The organism is Microcoleus sp. PH2017_12_PCY_D_A (assembly GCF_020738565.1).
Lineage (GTDB): Bacteria > Cyanobacteriota > Cyanobacteriia > Cyanobacteriales > Microcoleaceae > Microcoleus.
The window spans coordinates 1-19,465 of sequence record NZ_JAEQCI010000053.1; the positions used below are offsets into that span (position 1 = coordinate 1).

Sequence of the window (19,465 nt, forward strand, 5' to 3'; positions counted from 1 at the left end):
AAAAAGCCTCAAATGATTGCAGAGCAATTATTTGAGGTTTTGAGAATTCTGAATTCTTTTGAAATTAAATCCGATCGAATATCTGCGGAATGTGGGATCAAAATCAAGATTCCCCTCAGGAACTTGAGGGATTCTCTGCCGCACGGGAATCTGCACCACAAACTCGCTGCCTTGCCCCAGTTTAGAATAACAATCAATCTTGCCGCGATGTCTTTCAGTGACGATTTGATGGCTGATCGACAGTCCCAATCCCGTGCCTTTGCCAACCGATTTGGTTGTAAAAAAAGGATCGAAAAGTTGCGATCGCACTTCTGAGCAAATGCCGGTGCCGTTATCGGAAATCGCGATCGTCACCGAGTTAGCATCGGCGGTGAAGGTGTGGATCGCAATCGTGGGATTATGCCGTGCGGGTGTGTTTCTGATACCTTCTTCCAGCGCATCAATGGCATTGCTCAGCAGATTCATAAATACCTGGTTGAGTTGACTGGGGTAGCATTCCACCATTGGTAACTGTCCGTAGTCTTTGATTACTTGAATGGTGGGATGTTCAGCACAGGCTTTGAGGCGATGTTGCAAAATCACTAGGGTGCTGTCGATGCCTTCGTGAATATCGACGGGTTTGACTTGTGCTTCATCCAGACGGGAGAAATTGCGGAGGGAAAGGACGAGTTGGTAAATGCGATCGCTCCCTAATTGCATAGAATTGAGCAGTTTGGGCAAATCTTCTTGCAGGTAATCGACATCTACATCATCCATCCAAGCTTTAATTTTGGGATGGGGCTGGGGATGGCATTCCTCGTACAACTCCAGAAAAGTCATCAAATCTTGAATGTGATCTTTGGCGGGTTGGATGTTGGCGGAGACAAAATTGAGGGGATTGTTAATTTCGTGGGCTACACCAGCCACCAATTGCCCCAGGGATGACATTTTTTCGCTTTGCACCAGATGCACCTGCGCCTGTTTTAGATCGTTTAGCGCTTGGGAAAGCTCGATCGTCTTTTGTTCAACTTTCTTTTGGGCATCGCGCAGTTTCATGTGGACGCGAATCCTTGCCAGTGCTTCTTCGTGCTGGACAGGCTTGGTGATATAATCTACCGCACCCAAGCTCAACCCTTTCACTTTATCGACTGAATCAGACAAGGCTGTCATGAAAATTACCGGAATGTCGCTGGTGGTGCGATCGCTTTTGAGCCGCCCACAGGTTTCAAACCCATCAATCCCCGGCATCATTACATCCAGCAAAATCAGATCCGGATGGTAAGATTGGAGGCGTTGCAGGGCCGCTTCTCCACTTTTGGCGATGGCGACTCGATATCCGATCTCACTCAATACATCAAATAAAACCTGAATATTGGTGGGGTTATCATCCACCACTAGAATGGTTCCGATTGCAGATGCGGTTTCAACTGACACGGGTTAACTCCTCATAAAAATTACAAATTAAAAAGAAATTAAAACTTTTTTTTTAACAAACATTTACCATTTTTATACATTTCTAAGTAATTTCACCGTACAAAGATTGTGGAATTTATTTCATCAACTTAATCTAATATTGCATAGTTTTTTGGAATAAGTATTGATTGTGCATAGCCTGACTAAACATACGGTTCCAGCAAATTGATAATCGCTTCATCGTCAAACCTCTGACTCAGTTCTAGCATTTTGTTAGCAAAGGGCGCATATTGCCGATCGACTTGTTTGAGGCGATCGGCTTCCTGTTGAATATCAGCCATAAAACCATCTTTGGCTGCTCGGTAAAGGGCTGCTAGTTGGCCCGGTGGTGGCACAATCCAATCCGCAGTCTGGGAAGCTGTGACAGAAGATTCAATTGTTTCCGGCGCAAGTTCATAAATCCATTGTAACTCTAAGTGATGCTCCAACTGGCTTAGCAATCCGGTAAACTCGATCGGCTTGGGGAAAAAGCCATTGCAACCGGCTTCCATCGCTTCCTGCATATCCACCTGCGACAGACTCGCTGCGGAGGCAATAATTGGAGTGTGGGCAAAATCCGGCAGTTGGCGCAGGCGGCGGGTCATTTCCAGCCCGTTCATCCGAGACATCATCACATCGGTAATAATCAAATCTGGACGCATTTGCAGGGCGGTATCGAGTCCCGTGTGTCCGTCATCGGCTTCTGCTAGCTTAAAGCCTAGAGGTTGCAGCATCCCGATGAGTACAGCGCGGTTTTCGCGGCGATCGTCAATCACTAAAATTTTACGCGGTTCCCCTTGGTAGCCGATAATCTTTTGATGGGCTGTCTCGGACTGATTGAGCCAATCAGCAGCGGCGGGTACATCTACTTCAAACCAGAAAGTGCTGCCTTTGTTTGGTATGCTCTTAACTTGAATCGTGCTGCCCATCACCTGCACGATTTGCTGACCGATCGCCAGTCCTAATCCAGTTCCTTCGCTGTTGCGATCGCGCTTCCCCGCTTGCTCGAAGGGTAAAAAGATCGATTCGAGTTTTTCCGGTACTATACCAATACCCGTGTCTTCTACTTGAAAACGCAGGCGGGTAAATCCGGTGTTTTCCTGTTCCCGATTCTCCACTTTTTCCACAGTAAATGTGACGCGGCCGAAGTCGGTAAATTTAACGGCATTACTCAGCAAGTTTAACAATACTTGCCGCAAGCGTTTGTCGTCAGCATGGACGGCGGTGGGTAAATTGCGATCGGGCTGGTAATGAAATGCAACACCTTTTTGCTCGGCTTTGATCCGGCACATTTCTACTGTGGTAGTGAGGAAGTTTGCTAAGTGGAAATCTTGGGGATAGAGCTCCATTTTCTGTACTTCCAGTTTGGACAAATCTAGGATGTCGTTGATGAGTGTCAGCAGGTGCGAACCGCACTGGTGAATCACCTCCAAGCCTTTCCGTTGCTTCTCGGTGGTGGCGGGATCGCGATCGAGAATTTGAGCATAGCCTAAAATGCCGTTGAGGGGGGTGCGGAGTTCGTGGTTCATGTTGGCAAGAAATTCGCTTTTGGCATGATTGGCGGCTTCGGCGGCTTCCTTTGCTAGTTGTAATGCGGCTTCTATTTGTTTGCGCTGGGCAATTTCTTGTTCTATTTGCTTATAGGCTTGGACTCGTATAGTCACAGCGTCTTGAATTGTCTGGGCGAGAAACTGGATTTCGTTATCGGACAATCCACTAGGCATGACAAAATAGTCAGTGCTTTGACTTTCAGTAACGGCTTTATTTAATCGCTGGAGTGGTTGCAGGATCGATCGCTGAATCATCACTGCCATCAATGCGAGAATTACCGACATCCCGACGATCAGGGTGACTGTAGATGCTGAAAAGGTGTGCCATGCTTGTTGTTGCATTTGTTCAACGTCGAGAATTGCGATCGCCAATCCCCGGCGATCGATCGAAGCAAACAATGTGCTGCTAAAAGGCAAAATTTCTACCAATGCAGGCTTGCCCTCTACAGTTGTTCGGAGGCTTGTCTCTACGCCTGTTTGAGCAGCTTGTTCCAGCCATTGTGCCAATTCTGGATGAATCGAAGCGTAGGGCAGATTTTGTAATTCTAGTCCGCTGCGGGCTAAGGTTTGTCCGTTGGGACTGACGATCGCCACTTCCACCACAGTTGGTAGTGTGGCATAGTTCTGGACAACGCGCTTGATAATGCTGGTATTCCCCAATTCGATCAAACCTTCTGTGGAAAATCCCACACCTTGGGTAATTGATTGAGCGCGTTGTTTTAGCTCTTGTTCCAGGTTTGATTCAATCAGAAAGTAGTTTAATCCCAAGGTGGTTAAACCTACAGTTGCTAAGGAAATACCAAAACCTGTCAGCAGTTGACGCGATAAGTAGTTTTTGGAGGATTTGGATTTAGGATTCATGACTTCCACGCCTCGATTGCTTTGCTGACAAGTGAGCCATCAATCTTCACATCTTGCCGAATCACCCTACCGTGACGCGGATCTTCTTCTAGCAGTTGGATAATTTGTGTTTTTACCGAACTTAGCCGACCATTTGTCTGGAACATCCGCCGATTCAGAGCAATATCTCCTTTTTTCAGCCCAGCATAATCGCTAGCAAAGGATTCAGCGCTTTGTCCGAGTTTTTTGGCGACAACTTCAAATACTTGATTCTGCTTCGTTTCAACAGCGTGCATCACATCAAACCAAGCTAAAATGAACTGGGTTAGTTCTGCTTGTTTCGCTTTCACTGTTTTATCATTGGACATTAAAATATCAATCACAAGGCTATCTACTTGTTTCGTGGTATAAATCACATTGCCCTTGATGGTTTTAGCCGTTTCTCCTAGCATCGGGTTCCACAGGATGGCGGCGTCGATGTCTTCTGAAGTAATTTTTTCGGCCGCCACTTCATTGGAATAATCGAGAATATGTACATCAACCGGTGTGATTTTATGAGCTTTTAACGCTTCTAACAGAATCAAATGATTAACAGTACCCAGCTTGGCACCGACTCGTTTACCGCGCAAATCTTCTACTGATTTAATTTCTGGTTTGGCGACAATTCCATCAGAACCGGCAGAAATATTGGTCGTCATTAAAACCACAGGCAGTCCATCACCAGGCTCGACTTGCATCGCATCCCACACAGAAATAAATGCCGCATCTAATCGGTTGTTCATCACTGCACGGCTGGAATCTTGTTGGTTGTCAAATCGCACCAGTTCCACCTTGATGCCTCGTTGTTTGAAGAGTTCTGAGGCTTGAGCGTAGAGTACAACATCAAAGCCCGCCCAGCTTGTAATTCCTACTCGCAAAGGCTTCAGCGATTGCTTGGGCCCGAAACTACAGGCATTAAGGGCAAATATCAGAGTAAGCGCGATCGCAAATAAACTAAAAAAGCTCGGTTTGATGGCGAATTTGAGCTTTTGTGCTGCGAGTTTCTGAATGGCTTTTTCGCGATTTGGGAATGGCAGGTATCTCACAAGTCGCACAGCGCCGAATACCTGCAATATGAATTTGCTAAATGATAGATGGGTCTTCATCTTTTTTTACTTAAAAATCTGGTTTGTTGTGTTAAAATTGAAAAGGTGAAAATTAAACTCCGCTTAATATTACTATACAGACGGTGGCAGCAAATTGAGAATAGCTTCGCCGTTAAATGTCTGACTCAGTTCTAGCATTTTGTTGGCAAAGAGTGTATATTGCAGTTTGTATCTGTTGAGTGGGGCGATCGGACAACTGCTAGCAATGGGTTTAATATCGGGTCCGATCCATTAACCGCAATTAGATTCGTCCGCAAAAGCGGACTTCAGTCCGCAAAAATCTGCGGACTTCAGTCCGCACTACGAACCGCAATTAGATTCGTCCGCAAAAGCGGACTTCAGTCCGCAAAAATCTGCGGACTTAAGTCCGCACTACGAACCGCAATTAGATTCGTTCGTAGTGCGGCAAAAATCTGCGGACTGAAGTCCGCACTACGAACTGCAAACTTGAGATGAGGGTACAGTTTTCGATTTGGCTTTCATAGGTATGGCGATCGCAAACTCTGCACCGTTTCCGGGAGTTGAATTAACCTCCAGAGTCCCAGCATGGGTGTCAACCACGATCGCGCGAGCAATTGCCAATCCTAAACCTGTGCCTTTACCAACTGCCTTACTGGTAAACTGGCGATCGAAGATTTTCTGTTTTACTTCATCAGTCATACCTATACCATTATCTCGAATAGAAATAAACGCAGATTGAGAGTCATTCGATAGTTCAGTCTTAACCCTAATGCAATTTGGATGAGCTTTTATTTCCTCAAAACTGCGTCCCTGATTTGATTCCTCCAGAGCATCAATAGCATTGGCAAGTAAATTCATAAACACCTGGTTTAGTTATCCGGCATAACATCGCACAGCAGGTAAATTTCCATATTCTTTAACAACTTCAATCGCCGGACGTTTTTCCTTAGCTTTGAGGCGATATTTGAGAATCAGTAAAGTGCTATCTATACCATCGTGAATATTGTATAGCCTTTCTCAGAAAGATGAGGTACGACTGGGAATAGGGCATAGGGAATAGGGAATAGGGCATAGGGCATAGGGCATAGGGCATAGGGCATACCTCACTTTTTTGAGAACCGCTATAAGCAACAGGAGAGCTGCTATCGGCGCGAGAAAAGGTTCTCAGATTATAGTTGCAGTCGAATGACTAATCTCTTTTTATATTGTCGCATACTTTCGCTCGCTGTCAACACCGGCAATTCATCCCAGTCTTCTATTTTGTAAAGTCTAAGTATGAGTTCAAAAATACACAATCAGTCAAACATCGAGCGCCACGAAGTGAAGCTCTCTTCGCGATCGCTCCGAAGAAAAGCAATCCGCTTGCGGTTAGGAAAATTTTACTGTTACACAGGTAAAATTTATTTGCGTCTATCTATAGCGGTTTTCAGAAAGATGAGGTATGACTGACAGCTTCTAGAACCTCTAAACGTATAGGGCTCTCGAACCAACAACGTCCGCGAATCTTTCTGAGAAGGGCTATATCTATCTATCTATCTACCTACCTACTTAATTGAGTTGTGCGATCGACAATTTCAACATTTTCTGTTGCGATCGCTCTTGTGGCAATTCACCTCTGAACTCTAACAGGATGTCTGGGATCGATCGAGTATCGATCGACAATTGCTATACTTGAACAAAGGATCTGTCGTTTCGCGATCGGATAGCTGACAGCCATGACCCAAAGCTTCAACCCCACAACCATACCGCCCGCCTTTCCCGATCACACGCAACTACCAGACTCTGACGGCACGTTTGTGAAAAACTTCCAAGAACTTCCCCAGAGTATCCTGCTCACCGATTCCCTGGAAACCACGCTGCAAACCCTGCACCCGGACGGACAATATGCGATCGGTCAAGATTGCGGCATCTACTGGCGCGAAACCGACCCTCCCGAACGCGGTGCCGAAGCGCCTGACTGGTTCTACGTCCCCAACGTTCCACCGCTGTTAGATGGCGAATTTCGCCGCTCTTACGTGTTGTGGCGCGAGTATATTGTGCCGTTAATTGCGATCGAGTTTGCGAGCGGCAACGGTTCTGAAGAACGGGACAATACTCCGTTATCTCGCTTACCCGAAGGTGGGAATCAGAAACCAGGAAAGTTTTGGGTTTACGAGCAGATTATTCGGATTCCTTACTATGCGATTTACGTCGTTAAAACAAGTGAATTGGAAGTCTACAATTGGGTGAATACTCGCTATCGCCGCCTGGAACCGAACGATCGCGGACATTACCCGATCGACCTAATGGGTGTAGAGTTAGGTGTGTGGGAAGGTAGCTATCAAAATCAGCCCATGCGATGGTTGCGTTGGTGGGATAGTGAGGGGAATTTGTTATTGACGGGTAGCGAACAAGCTAGACTCGAACGCCTCCACACGGAACAGGAACGTCAAAGAGCCGATCGCGCACAGCAAGCGCAACGGGATGCGATTCCCCAACTTTTGGCGATGGGTTTAAGTGTAGAGCAAGTGGCTGGGGCTTTGTCGCTGTCGCTGGAAGATGTGGAGAGATTTGTTGGGTAAAGTGCGATCGCATCGATGATGCAGTTTCAATGTCGATCGCTACAATCTTACCATAGGGAGCGATCGGTGCAGACAGTTGATGAATGTCGATCGACTATGCGGCGAAAAGATCGTGGGAATTGGGGGAATGCGTGTGCGATCGATCGATTGCGTTGAGCTACTGCAATGGAACCCAGCAGAATTATCATCCGGTGCAGCGCCTTGTTAGTTCCTGATAGTTTATACACATATTTCATCTATACTGGAACAAAAAGTGTTGACTGAGAGAGTTTTGCTTGAAGAGCCTGAAGAATTTGTTCTAGCTCAACCCTTGCTTCAACTTGAAGACCGAGACACATACCAATCCCGTCCGCGTCTGTGCTTAATCTGGATTGCATAACCAGCCTATATGATTCATCTGATTGTTTATTCATCAGATATGCGTGAAAGTGCATTGAATCACCGATGGCAGCCGGTTTTTTGAGATGGGAAAAGTTAAACTCCCGTTCCATATAAGCGAGAAGTTTGTCCTGCATGACCAAAACAAGTTTCTTGTTGATATGCTCGAATGTTTGAATTTTATGATGCATCTGCACTAAAGTTGTTTTTGCGGTCATTTTCCAATTCATACCATAGGGCTTTTTAGACTTCTCAGCTTCATCATTTCTGTCTATGCCAAGTTCTTTAAGCAAACGTTGCCGTTCTGGCCATACCGTGCCAGTAGTATCAATAGTTTGAAGCTCGATTCCAACAAAGTCTTTAACTTTGCCATCTTTAGTAGAAACTAGAAAGTAATCTACACTCCCACCCGGAATAGAAACTTCCGGAACTATATGTAACTCGTTTCCGGGTTCATGGGTTGTGAGCAAATGAAAGCAGTCAGTAAAAATCTGGCGTCTATCGATAAGTCGAGTTGGACAAATAAGTATGGGTTCGAGGGGTCGCCCGTAGAGAACTGTGCAGGTACCTATTGATATGTCTGGATCGCTTTTCCTAACCTTGTAACACTTTTTGCCTAGAAACGGACACTGCTGTTCTTCAACAATTTTCTGCCAATTTTCACTGTGTCTTCCTATGGAGTGACCGAATAGTTCGTTAATTTTATTCATAGGAGTGATGCACACCTTTTTCGTGATAATTCGAGATACTGGCGCGACAGGTCTATACCGACAGATTTTCTGCCGAGATTTCCGGCTACAACGAGTGTTGTACCTGTACCACAAAAAGGATCGAGGATTATACCGCCCTCTGGACAGGTAGCGAGAATCGGAATCAGGCAAAGGTCTTCTGGGTATGGAGCGAAGTGTGCATCCCTTTTCTGGGTATCTTCAGGAATAATGTCCCAAACATCAGCGGGTTTGCTTCCTTTCGGATGATAACGAAGAAAATAAAAACCCTTATTCCGAAGTTCCTTGGCTCGTCCAGAAACTTTTTCACTATCAGAGTGCGTCGCACGCTGTTGCCCGCGGATTACCATGCGAAAATCAGATATCCGGCCAACAGCAATGTCGGCGAGCATTTTCTCAAGCGCCTCAAAAGCTTCTACCTTCTCCTTTTGATTCAAAGAGGTAGATAGTTCGATCTGGCGCTTATATCGCACGCCAGAAACCCCAGTAGCAGAAACGACCGCTCCATTTACGACTTTGGCCTCGCGTGGCTTCGATCTAATGGCATCTGCGTTGTAGTAATACTTGGGCTGCTTCACAAAATGAAATACATTTTCGTGAACATTGCCAAGACGGTCTTTCGTATTATCCATACCGCTCTTTACTTTGTTCCAAATAACACTATTGCGAAGAATCCAACCTTGTTTTTCAGTAAGTTCAAATGCAATATGCCACGGAATTCCCAGCAGACTTTTATTCTGATAAGAATCGCCGATATTTAGCCAAAATGACCCTTCATTTTTGAGGACTCGTTTGATCTCGATCGCAATATCTGCTAGGTTGCTTACATAATCACGGTAATCTTTTTCTAGACCAATTCCTCCATTCTCGTACTCGCGCTTTCCCCAATAAGGGGGAGAAGTCATAACAAAATCAATACATGAGTTTGGCAATTGATGCAGTATTTCAAGTGCGTTTCCGAGCATTAGAAGAGGCCGGACATAAGGCTCTTTGGTATATTGTTCAAATGATGTTCGATACGCAGTGGATACTATCTGGTCTGAGTAGTTTAAAGACACCGAGTTCGGATCTTCTGTGTATGTCAATACTTGATTTTCACTTGGCATTAGCTATTTGCTTCTAGGTCAGGTGTGGGACATAAATATTTATTAAACTAACTTTGTCTTTGGAAAAGGCGATCGCCCATAACAACAAAACAACAGCAGCCCCAAAATAGAACCACTGTTTCCCCCCAAAACATCCTAGAAATCCATCACAACAAACCGCGATATCTAATAAAAATCAACACCACCGCCCACGATCCCAAAGCAACCTTTGCAGCCACCAAAATATTCAGCAAAGGCACCACACCACCGCTAACTAATGCCCCAAACTGTCCGTGCGGCAACTCGTACCCACACAAAGTAATCGCCGATAATACCACAAAAACCAATACTGAAATCTTCTCCCAAGTCGCCGCGTGCGATCGATCGTAAATCCGCTGCATCCACTCCGATGACGAAGTAATCGCCACCAAACCGATCGCAGTTCCCCCCGCAACACCCGCCGCAAAACCGCCTCCGGGAGTCAAATGTCCCCGCAGCGACAATTCAATACTCACCAAAGCCGCAATAGTTGCTCCCAAACGAGCTAAAACAATTGAAGGTTGATCGGTAAACTGATAAATTGTGCAGGAGGGTCTTTCTGTGGCTAACAGAAAATTAGCGCCCATAATGGCGATCGTAAATACCACCACTTCAAAAATTGTGTCATACAGGCGATTGCGGAAAATTATCGCCGATACTGCATTCGGAATCCCGCTATCTTTGACAATCAATTCTACGATCGCCAAACCTGATAAACCTGACGCTGGATTGGCAAAAAATAGCATTTTAATGTAAAGCACTATTCCCGCCGCAATGTAAACCCATTTCATTGATGATCCTCCCCTAAACCTGAAGCAATTTTATAGTCGAGACTCGTGTTTATTGATGCAATTTCCGGCTGCATGATGTCATAAAGCCGTTGAATTCTCGTGACTGTTTGATAATGTTTGGTTTCGGCACCACCATCTAGCACAGGCACACAACTTGCATGAATTTCCTTCTCCATCAGGGCGCGGTGTAAAGCCTCCACACAGGTGAAAGGTACTACCTCAATGCGGAGATAATACTTGCTAAAAATCCGGCGAAAATCCTTCATCAATGAGTTAAAATCGCGGGGACTCTCTACTGTCAACTCCACTTTCAAAACATCGCCATCCGACTCGACAGTCTCCTCTTCCAACACGCCCAGACGCATCACCAAAGACGATCGCACCGCTATCGCATACAGGGTTATTGCCAGCATCGTACCCATCAAGGCTTCCGTCAATGCCACATCCGCCGCCCCAAATACTGAATAGATCAATGCTGCGATCGCACCCAATATCCCGCGAATGACTAGGGCATGGTAGGGATTAGCTTGAACTACTACCATACAAGCAGCCAAGGGCAACAGCGCAGTTAAGATATAGATATAGCTATCATCATTCATAATGTACTTGTGGGAAACTCCGTCTGATTTTCTTGCTCTTCACTGGAACAGTGCGCCAACACATATCCCAGCATTGTATTCCAGATTGCCAAGGAAAGAATTGCTAAAGTTAGCAGCGGCCATCTACTAGGTATTCTGATCAGCAGCCCGACGACGATTAGCATCGAACCCAAGGTATCTGCAACCGAAAGACTGTGTAACTTAAATAATACCGATCGCTTGCCGACTAGGTGAGAAGTTCCCCAAAACCAGAAGAATATTCCTACACCAAAAAAGACATAACTCACCAAATCAATCATAAATCATCCAGTCGTTTTATTATGTGTGCCAACAGCATTAATCCTGCATTTCCGACAGTGAGGATAATTGCCCCCACAGCGCCAATCATCCAATCGTCGCGCAAGACAGATATGAACAAAGTCATAATTCCTGCCTTGCTGGAAATACTGCCCAAGGCTAACATTTTCTGCCAAACATCCTCATCCGTCAATGCCTCGTACATGGGGATGAGCATCGCTGCAATCATCGCAATTAAGAGCAAATTCATGGTTTTTTAATCGGGAAAACCCGGTGAACTTCGTAGCAGCCTTGTTGGTTGTGTCTCACCACAATTGTTTTGGGAGTAAACGTGATCAGAAATACATCCAAAAATATCATGATCGGCGATCGTTTCATTTTTGCCCGTTCCAAAATCATGTCTTCTCCGTTATGGGGACGGACGATAATTTCAAAGGCTTCAATGTATGCTACGGGAATCGCAATTAAGATTTTTTTGAGCATACTTAGCCATTCCTTAATCCTTTCCGGGGGTGTATTGCCGCGGGGCAGGAGAAATGCGATCAGCACACCAATGATGATATTCGGTACGGTGAAATCGGCGGTAAGCAAGAACCAAATTGTCAATCGCAATATGAAACTTCCAATCATCTTTTTTCCTTCTTAGACTTCTTGCATAAATCTTGAATTGGTGGAACAACCGCAGATGTCATTGAGATAAACAGATATAGCCTTTCAAGCTCTCCTATGAGGTACGATTGGCCCGCGCCGGGCATAGGCCTGCGCCGGGCATAGGCCTGCGCCGGGCATACCTCACAATGCTTGAGAACCGCTATATTACAAGATACTTTCTACTTTGGCTAGAGGTTTCTTGCATACCCTTACGGTTAGCGATCGCACTTTCTATTCAAGTGTGGGTTCCTGTCGCTAATGCCATCCAAAAGAGTGCGATCAAGGTTAGAGTCATCACACCTACCAGATGATCGAATTGCTCGGCTGCACGCGGCAGGGCGATCGCTAACCGTTTAATAATTAAAACATAAATCAGCCACCCGATCGCGATCGTCCCCACTGCTTTGATGATGCTTTCAATGCTATAAGCATCTAAGTACGCTATGTTTGCGATAATTAGCCCGCCAATCAAAAGTGCGATCGCTTGCCACAAACCCGGCTTGATTTCTTGTTTTTCTCCGCGCGGTATAAAGATGAATTTGGCGAAGGTTATAGCTGTACCTACGGCCGCAATATTCATCGGGATCGCCTGCCAAGGTGCTACACTTTTCAATGTCCACACTTTTGCGCCAAATCCTGCCAACAAAGGAAAGCCCGAAATCGAGAGACTGGCGATTACTAGGGCTATCCAAATTTTTGGATCGATCGCCTTAGATTGGAGTTCTTTGAAGTTGCGACTTGGTAAGGAACCGGCAATTAAGAAGAGAGTTGATTTAACTAAACCGTGAGTCAGCGCATAAAAACCACCGACTTCCGGTGCTGAGATAATAAAGCCTAACTGGGCAATTGTGCTGAATGCTAGCATCCGTTTTGTATCTTTTTCAAAGATGGCATAGGATACTCCCATTAAAGCTGTCGCCACGCCAAATATTCTGACGATAGTACCGAGATCGTCGGAAACCAAGGCACAGCGCAACAAAGGTAAGATACTAGCTTTGATGACTATTCCTGAGAGTAATGCTGAGACTGGGGTTTCTGATTCTGAGTGAGTTAGCGGCAGCCACAATCCCGATACAAAAATCCCTCCTTTGAGCAACAATCCCAGAAAAATCAGGGCTAAAGCTTCGGGTGGAGCACCTTTTAAACCGTCAAAAACAAAGGAATTATGTTTTTGATATACTAGCACCGCACCCACTAGGTAAAATAGCATGGCGGTGTTGCTGATAAACAGATAGCGCAAGGCTACCCATAAAGAGCGATCGGTGCGAGGATAGGCAATTAACAGAAAAGCTGCAATCCCGCTGACTTCTAAGGCGACGTATAAACTGATAAAATCTTGACAGATAAAGGTCGCATTTATACTGCCGTGCAGAATAATCATCTGGGAGTAAAAGAAGGCTGATTTACCGCTGTGCCAACAGTAGAAAATCACCGCAGCAGTTACTAGGGCATTTGTCAAGATAAAGTAGGCGCCCAACTGATCTGCGACTACTTCAACACCGAAATTATCTAGTAATTTTAGTTTGAGGGGCGACTTTTCGAGAAATAGTTGTAGCGCGTAGCCTGCTGAAACAAAGGTGACTGCTAAGGCGAGATATTTGTCAAGCTTGGGAAGTAGATAAATGACGAACCCGATAAAAAATGGTATTGTCAGCCAAGCGATCGTAATAATATTCATGGATGGGTTTTACGGCGTGTTATTTTTCTCGATCTCGCTGGTTTCCAAAGTCGGGTTATCCCGTGCTAGCTTCATCACACCCACCAGCATCAGGGCTTGAATCGAAAAGCCGATGACGATCGCAGTTAAGATGATCCCTTGGGGGACGGGATCGGCGAAAGCTCTATTTTTGACATCTCCCATAATTGGCGTGAACAAGCCATTGAGGGATGCGATTACGACATAATAGGCAATTACACCGGTGCTCATTACGTCCATAGAGACGATCTTCATCACCAGGTTCTTTTTAAGGATGATACCAAAAAATCCGCACAATACTGTGGCAAAGACGAAGGCTTCTAACACGGAAAGTTTTGTTGCTTAGGGTTTGGTGACAATGATACATTACTTGGGTGCTACTAATGTAGAGCGAGTCGATCGATTTTAGATTTGGGATTTTAGATTGAAGGAGGCGTGTAACAGGGGCGATCGGGCGATCGCACCAGGATGCAGCGGAATGGGAGTAAAATGAATGATATTTCTCTTAACAGTGATGCGCTGACTGGAGACAATAACTCCGGCGTGTATGGGCGAGAGAGTGTTTCTTGAGTGTATGATGTCCATTTGCTTATGGCTCAATATACCCTGCATGAGAAGCGGCATTGCCGTGTCCGATTCGGGGATCTGCGACTTTCATTGAGATGCTCTCTTTTGCACCTGACGCGATCGAGCCTAAACCTCCAGTTATAACCGAGTGTTTAACTGCCCTTCAACCAACAACAATAGTTCTCTATAAAGTATAAAAAATTATAATTACTTGTTGTTCGGCGTACTGTACAATTCCTGCCAATTTTTGTATTTGACAAAACCTTTAGTTGTACTCTATAATATTAGATGAACAGGTGCCCCGAACTGCACGGGGAGGTATGGTACGGTTGCAATACCGTGCGCCTGTCAAAGACAAGGTGCCCCGAACTGCACGGGGAGTTATGGTACGGTTGAGATGCCGTGCGCCTGTCAAGCTGAAACACTAGAACATTTAATAACAATACCCCGGTTGACAAAACAACGCCCTGCCAAGGCGTAGAGTGTTCTTTTGAACACTCAGTAAGGGCGAAATCCACGGCTATTATAGTCGTGGATTCGCATTTAAACTTACCCTTGATTTGAGCGGTCTTCAAAGTGGATTTTCTGCTGGAGAATAGGGATTTTAACCAACTGCATTTTCGGCTTAAGCAGATTGAATGCTTCCTCCAATTCGGCATTGCCACGGGCTGTCCCTGCTTCCTTTGAACGACGATCGATCAAATACACCACATAATCTGCTATCTGTAAACCAGTGTAAAAGTTTGAGACCCCAAATAAAGGTAATTCCACAAAGTTAGAAGATTCTTTTTGTGACTTCCACTCTCGATACACTCTGAGCAATCTGTCATCTTGAATGCTGGTATGATGAGCCGAGCGCGAATCCATAAGTAATATTCCAGTTTCGTTATATTGCTTTAAATAAGCATCTAGCTGCTCTAATAGTTGATTAAAACTTAAGCGATACAAGTCAATGTCATCTTTTATATCTTCCCTGGTTTCGTGCAATCTTTTTTTGTTCTCTTGAACAGCAAATATATGGCAAGGTAACTGATTCAGAGTTTGGGAAATTTTCTTAAAATATCGAAGGCGAAATTCCTGTCGGCAATTCTTAAATGAACCCTGCCCTTGCCAAATATCACGCCCCTTAAGTTCCCAGTCTTCAGGTTCCCTTCGACTCAATAGCTCCTTTTTAAGTGCTGAAACTTCTCTATCCATTTGTGACCAGTCCTGGACATGGATTGCAAAGCTAGCTAAAAAAAAGAAATCTGTCTGTTTATCGTTCCAGGTAGTGCCACCCTCATCTACATAAAATAGAATCGTCATATCGCCTTGTAGTAACATTTTAAATATAAATGCTACATTATTATAGTTGTCTTTGAACCTGAAACTTAGATTAAACTAAAGATACAGACAAAAATCCTGTCTGTCGCCTGCGCTTCCCCTAAATTAGCCATGACCGCACAAACCCCCGTACAATTCCAAGACAGTTTCGACATCATCGTAGTAGGTGGCGGACACTCCGGCTGCGAAGCCGCCCTCGCCACATCTCGCCTCGGATGCCGCACGCTTTTACTCACCCTCAACCTCGACAAAATTGCGTGGCAACCCTGCAACCCAGCCGTCGGCGGCCCCGCTAAAACTCAACTTACCAACGAAGTCGATGCCCTAGGCGGAGAAATCGGCAAAATGGCCGATCGCACCTACCTGCAAAAACGCATCCTCAACTCTTCCAGAGGCCCCGCAGTTTGGGCGCTCAGAGCACAAACAGACAAGCGGGAATACGCCGCCGTCATGAACAATATTGTCGAAAATCAACTTAATTTGACCGTCCGCGAAGCGATGGTAACAGACTTAGTTTTGGGCAAAAACGAAGAAGTAATCGGCGTTGAAACATACTTCGGCGTTGCCTTTGAATGCAAAGCCGTAATTCTCACCACAGGAACTTTTTTAGGCGGTACAATTTGGGTGGGCAACAAGTCGATGCCCGCCGGACGCGCCGGAGAATTTGCAGCCGTCGGTTTGACGGAAACTCTCAACCGCTTGGGCTTTGAAACAGGCCGCTTGAAAACAGGAACTCCGGCCAGAGTTGACAAGCGCACTCTCGATTACTCTAACCTGGAACCGCAGCCCGGAGATGCAGATGTTCGCTGGTTTAGTTTCGATCCAGAAGCTTGGGTGGAACGGGAACAAATGCCCTGCTATTTAACTCGAACCACGCCAGCAACTCACCAGTTAATTAGAGACAACTTGCACCTTTCTCCGGTTTACGGCGGCTGGGTTGATGCGAAGGGGCCGCGCTATTGTCCGAGTATTGAAGATAAGATTGTGCGCTTTGCAGATAAGGAAAGCCACCAGATTTTTATTGAACCGGAAGGTAGGGATATTCCTGAACTTTATATCCAAGGTTTTTCGACTGGTTTACCGGAAAGTTTGCAGTTGCAAATGCTGCGGACTCTTCCGGGTTTGGAAAACTGCAAGATGATGCGCCCTGCTTATGCTGTGGAGTACGATTATTTGCCGGCAACTCAGTGCTTTCCGACTCTGATGACTAAGAAGATTCAAGGGCTGTTTTGCGCGGGACAGGTGAACGGTACGACGGGATATGAGGAGGCGGCTGCACAGGGGATTGTCGCGGGGATTAATGCGGCTCGGTTTGCGAAAAATCAGGAGATGGTTGTGTTTCCCCGCGAGCAAAGTTATATCGGCACTTTGATTGACGATTTGTGCACGAAGGATTTGCGGGAACCTTACCGGATGCTGACTTCGCGATCGGAATACCGGCTGTTGTTGCGATCGGACAATGCCGATCAACGCTTGACTCCGCTTGGACGGGAAATTGGCTTAATTTGCGATCGGCGCTGGGAGTTATTCGAGCGCAAACAAGCTAATATTGTGGCGGAAAAAGCCCGTTTGTACTCGACTCGGGTAAAAGAACACGAGGATGTTGGTAAAGCAATTTTTGCTGACACTCAACAAGCAATTAAAGGTTCAATAACTCTGGCTGACTTGCTGCGCCGTCCCGGTTTTCACTACGTCGATTTAGAACGGCACAATTTAGGCAATTCGAGCCTACAATTAGCTGAGAAAGAGGGTGCAGAAATTGACATCAAATATTCCGGTTATTTGCAAAAACAGCAAAATCAAATTGATGAAATTGTCAGACACGAACGCCGCCAATTACCTGCGGATTTGGATTATATGGCAATCACAACTCTCTCGAAGGAGTCGCGGGAAAAGTTGACTAAAATTAGACCCTTGACTATTGGCCAAGCGGCGAGAATTGGCGGGGTGAATCCGGCTGATGTTAATGCTTTGTTGATTTATCTGGAAGTGCAAAACCGCAAGCAGCCGGCTGCTGTGGGAAAATGAATACATAGAACCACAAATGGCTCGACTTTGCCTTAATTGTTGGCTCAATTGTACGGGATATCCGCAGGGACACGGCCATACCGTGTCCGGTACGGGACTCGGCAATTTTTAATAGCCCTATGGATGACTTGAAGTTCAATTAGCCATTTCCTAAATCTGCTGATTAGCACGTCTTTTTTTATGGTTGTAAAGGAAGTTGGAATCAGGATATGTTATTGAAACGATCAACTTTAGCGCGATGCTGGATTGCAGAAACCTGTGTACGCGGTAAGGTTGGTGAAATACGATTTGAACATATCGAGAATGGCTTCATTAGCAAATTTGTTGCACCCACTTGGTCTGAATCAATTACTTGCCAGAAATTGACAAAATACAAAATATGTGGTATATTAGGATTAGATAATCTGCTCGTTCTGCCTTTACAAATTAATGTTAATTTGTACAGCGTTTATTGTCGTTAGCGAAGTTTATAGAGGCGATCGCTTAGTGTTTAATGCTAAAGTGTTTGAATATTTTTAGATAAGGTTTCATTGGTAGGTATTTTGGTGAATCAGCATGGGAAAATTTATCAACCTCAACAACACTCACATCATTGATATTGCTGAAATTCAATCTATCGAGTTTACGACCAAAGAAATAGGAACTCTTTATGGTATGAGCAAATTAGCTCAACGTTACACTCAACTAACCGGAAAACAAATTGATATTTTCCAGGGAACAAAGCTTAAGGGAACCTACGACAAGATTGAAATTGAGTTAAAAAGTGGTCATATAATTAAGATTGAGGACTTCGATCTGAAGAATTTAAGAGAGTATCTTATTTCATTGTTAGGATCTGTCAAATATTTTGAGTGTGCGGAACTTAAATATACGAAGCCAGATTCAGATGTATATATAGATGGCAAAATAGAGGTTGAAGCGCAATTAACAACGGGCGATTATCCTCTAGACTTAGCTTTGATAACTAATGATACAATTGATGTAAAGATCGAAAAATAATCGAAGTAGTAACTTGGTAGAGCCTATGACATTAGCAATTGCGATCGAACCAGCACCTTTAGAAATTGATGCTCGTGGCGTTGTACGAGTCGGTAAAACTCGCGTCACCCTAGACACCGTTGTGATGGCTTTCCTGGAAGGTGCTACAGCAGAAGAGATTGGAGAGCAATACACATCTCTTCAGATCCAAGATATTTATTCAACCATTGGTTACTACTTGAGACATCAGGCTGAAGTAGATGCTTATCTTTTAGAACGTCAACATCAAGCAGCAGCAATTCGGCAGGAAACTGAGCAGCGTTTTAATCCGATGGGAATACGAGCTCGGTTATTGGCTAGACGAGATAGGCAGAGGTAATCTAACATGGTTCGATTCCTGGCTGACGAGAATTTTAATAATCAGATTGTTCGCGGTATTTTTCGGCAGAGTCGTGATGTTGATATTGTGCGCGTTCAAGATGTGGAATTATCAGGAGCTGACGATCCAACTGTTTTAGAATGGGCTGCACAGCAAGGGCGTATTGTCCTAACCCATGATGTTGCCACGACGATCGCTTTTGCTTACGAACGGATTGAATCAAAATTGTCTATGCCTGGATTATTTGAAGTAAGCCGCCGAGTCTCAGTGGGGTTAGCAATCGAGGAAATTATACTGATTGCTGAGTGCAGTATTGAGGGAGAATGGGAGGGGCAAGTTAGGTTTCTTCCTTTACGATAGAAGGATCAAAATGTTACCGAATACTGCACAGTGCAAGAGTGCCGCCCAAATTCCCAGTCAGAAACCGCGTTTCTCATT

Annotated in this window: 20 protein-coding genes and 1 pseudogene; 6 read left to right on the forward strand and 15 right to left on the reverse strand. The window is 45.1% G+C overall.

Features of this window, described 5'->3' with window-relative positions:
• Positions 1-27: 27 nt before the first annotated feature.
• From JGK39_RS16615 to JGK39_RS16630, 4 genes and pseudogenes are all read right to left on the reverse strand, one after another.
• Positions 28-1,413: a response regulator gene (locus tag JGK39_RS16615; RefSeq protein ID WP_293296866.1), complete on the reverse strand. Its 1,386-nt coding sequence runs from the start codon at positions 1,411-1,413 to the stop codon at positions 28-30.
• 182 nt (positions 1,414-1,595) lie between these two features.
• Positions 1,596-3,842: an ATP-binding protein gene (locus tag JGK39_RS16620; protein ID WP_293255141.1), complete on the reverse strand. Its 2,247-nt coding sequence runs from the start codon at positions 3,840-3,842 to the stop codon at positions 1,596-1,598.
• The gene (locus JGK39_RS16625; protein WP_293255144.1) at positions 3,839-4,966 is read right to left on the reverse strand and encodes an ABC transporter substrate-binding protein; all 1,128 of its coding nucleotides are present in this window, start codon (positions 4,964-4,966) and stop codon (positions 3,839-3,841) included. Before JGK39_RS16625 ends, JGK39_RS16620 begins: the two co-directional genes overlap by 4 nt.
• A 432-nt stretch (positions 4,967-5,398) precedes the next feature.
• A pseudogene (locus JGK39_RS16630) lies at positions 5,399-5,932 on the reverse strand (ATP-binding protein); the annotation flags it as partial.
• A 710-nt stretch (positions 5,933-6,642) separates the two neighbouring features.
• On the opposite strand from JGK39_RS16630, the gene JGK39_RS16635 reads away from it, so the two are divergent.
• Together JGK39_RS16635 and JGK39_RS16640 are read left to right on the forward strand one after the other, a co-directional pair.
• Positions 6,643-7,488, forward strand: coding sequence for a Uma2 family endonuclease (locus JGK39_RS16635; RefSeq protein ID WP_293255147.1), 846 nt, complete (start codon positions 6,643-6,645; stop codon positions 7,486-7,488).
• Positions 7,489-7,503: 15 nt separating this feature from the next.
• Entirely contained in the window at positions 7,504-7,644 is a 141-nt protein-coding gene (locus tag JGK39_RS16640) for a hypothetical protein (RefSeq protein WP_293296868.1), read from the forward strand.
• 80 nt (positions 7,645-7,724) lie between these two features.
• Here JGK39_RS16640 and JGK39_RS16645 read toward each other — a convergent pair whose 3' ends face one another.
• The 11 genes from JGK39_RS16645 to JGK39_RS16695 all read right to left on the reverse strand — a co-directional run bounded on the left by JGK39_RS16645 (position 7,725) and on the right by JGK39_RS16695 (position 15,624).
• Positions 7,725-8,576: a NotI family restriction endonuclease gene (locus tag JGK39_RS16645; RefSeq protein WP_293296870.1), complete on the reverse strand. Its 852-nt coding sequence runs from the start codon at positions 8,574-8,576 to the stop codon at positions 7,725-7,727.
• Positions 8,573-9,700, reverse strand: a complete 1,128-nt coding sequence (locus tag JGK39_RS16650; protein ID WP_293296872.1) for a site-specific DNA-methyltransferase — start codon at positions 9,698-9,700, stop codon at positions 8,573-8,575. The genes JGK39_RS16645 and JGK39_RS16650 overlap by 4 nt, the downstream gene beginning before the upstream one ends.
• Before the next feature lie 146 nt (positions 9,701-9,846).
• Positions 9,847-10,509, reverse strand: coding sequence for a Na(+)/H(+) antiporter subunit B (locus JGK39_RS16655; RefSeq protein WP_293296874.1), 663 nt, complete (start codon positions 10,507-10,509; stop codon positions 9,847-9,849).
• Positions 10,506-11,108 carry a DUF4040 domain-containing protein gene (locus tag JGK39_RS16660; RefSeq protein ID WP_293296876.1) on the reverse strand — a complete coding sequence of 201 codons (603 nt, stop codon included), beginning with the start codon at positions 11,106-11,108 and terminating at the stop codon, positions 10,506-10,508. The genes JGK39_RS16655 and JGK39_RS16660 overlap by 4 nt, the downstream gene beginning before the upstream one ends.
• Positions 11,105-11,407, reverse strand: a complete 303-nt coding sequence (locus JGK39_RS16665) for a monovalent cation/H(+) antiporter subunit G (RefSeq protein WP_293296878.1) — start codon at positions 11,405-11,407, stop codon at positions 11,105-11,107. The genes JGK39_RS16660 and JGK39_RS16665 overlap by 4 nt, the downstream gene beginning before the upstream one ends.
• Positions 11,404-11,655 carry a hypothetical protein gene (locus tag JGK39_RS16670; protein WP_293296880.1) on the reverse strand — a complete coding sequence of 84 codons (252 nt, stop codon included), beginning with the start codon at positions 11,653-11,655 and terminating at the stop codon, positions 11,404-11,406. The genes JGK39_RS16665 and JGK39_RS16670 overlap by 4 nt, the downstream gene beginning before the upstream one ends.
• Positions 11,652-12,035: a Na+/H+ antiporter subunit E gene (locus tag JGK39_RS16675; RefSeq protein ID WP_293296882.1), complete on the reverse strand. Its 384-nt coding sequence runs from the start codon at positions 12,033-12,035 to the stop codon at positions 11,652-11,654. Before JGK39_RS16675 ends, JGK39_RS16670 begins: the two co-directional genes overlap by 4 nt.
• A gap of 256 nt (positions 12,036-12,291) precedes the next feature.
• Positions 12,292-13,734: a cation:proton antiporter gene (locus JGK39_RS16680; RefSeq protein WP_293255180.1), complete on the reverse strand. Its 1,443-nt coding sequence runs from the start codon at positions 13,732-13,734 to the stop codon at positions 12,292-12,294.
• A gap of 9 nt (positions 13,735-13,743) precedes the next feature.
• Positions 13,744-14,079 (reverse strand): NADH-quinone oxidoreductase subunit K, encoded by a 336-nt coding sequence (locus tag JGK39_RS16685; RefSeq protein WP_293143060.1) that lies wholly within the window; start codon positions 14,077-14,079, stop codon positions 13,744-13,746.
• A 78-nt stretch (positions 14,080-14,157) separates the two neighbouring features.
• The gene (locus tag JGK39_RS16690; protein ID WP_293255183.1) at positions 14,158-14,337 is read right to left on the reverse strand and encodes a hypothetical protein; all 180 of its coding nucleotides are present in this window, start codon (positions 14,335-14,337) and stop codon (positions 14,158-14,160) included.
• Positions 14,338-14,868: 531 nt separating this feature from the next.
• Positions 14,869-15,624 carry a DUF3800 domain-containing protein gene (locus JGK39_RS16695; RefSeq protein ID WP_293322288.1) on the reverse strand — a complete coding sequence of 252 codons (756 nt, stop codon included), beginning with the start codon at positions 15,622-15,624 and terminating at the stop codon, positions 14,869-14,871.
• A gap of 129 nt (positions 15,625-15,753) precedes the next feature.
• Here JGK39_RS16695 and mnmG point away from each other — a divergent pair, with 129 nt between their 5' ends.
• The 4 genes from mnmG (at position 15,754) to JGK39_RS16715 (ending at position 19,387) form a co-directional block, all read left to right on the forward strand.
• Positions 15,754-17,670 carry a tRNA uridine-5-carboxymethylaminomethyl(34) synthesis enzyme MnmG gene (gene mnmG / locus JGK39_RS16700; protein ID WP_293255189.1) on the forward strand — a complete coding sequence of 639 codons (1,917 nt, stop codon included), beginning with the start codon at positions 15,754-15,756 and terminating at the stop codon, positions 17,668-17,670.
• A gap of 555 nt (positions 17,671-18,225) precedes the next feature.
• Entirely contained in the window at positions 18,226-18,669 is a 444-nt protein-coding gene (locus JGK39_RS16705; RefSeq protein ID WP_293255192.1) for a hypothetical protein, read from the forward strand.
• A 25-nt stretch (positions 18,670-18,694) separates the two neighbouring features.
• On the forward strand, positions 18,695-19,027 hold the full coding sequence (locus JGK39_RS16710; protein ID WP_293255195.1) for a DUF433 domain-containing protein: 333 nt from the start codon (positions 18,695-18,697) through the stop codon (positions 19,025-19,027).
• Between the two features lie 6 nt (positions 19,028-19,033).
• Entirely contained in the window at positions 19,034-19,387 is a 354-nt protein-coding gene (locus JGK39_RS16715) for a DUF5615 family PIN-like protein (RefSeq protein ID WP_293255198.1), read from the forward strand.
• The last annotated feature ends 78 nt before the right edge of the window (positions 19,388-19,465 follow it).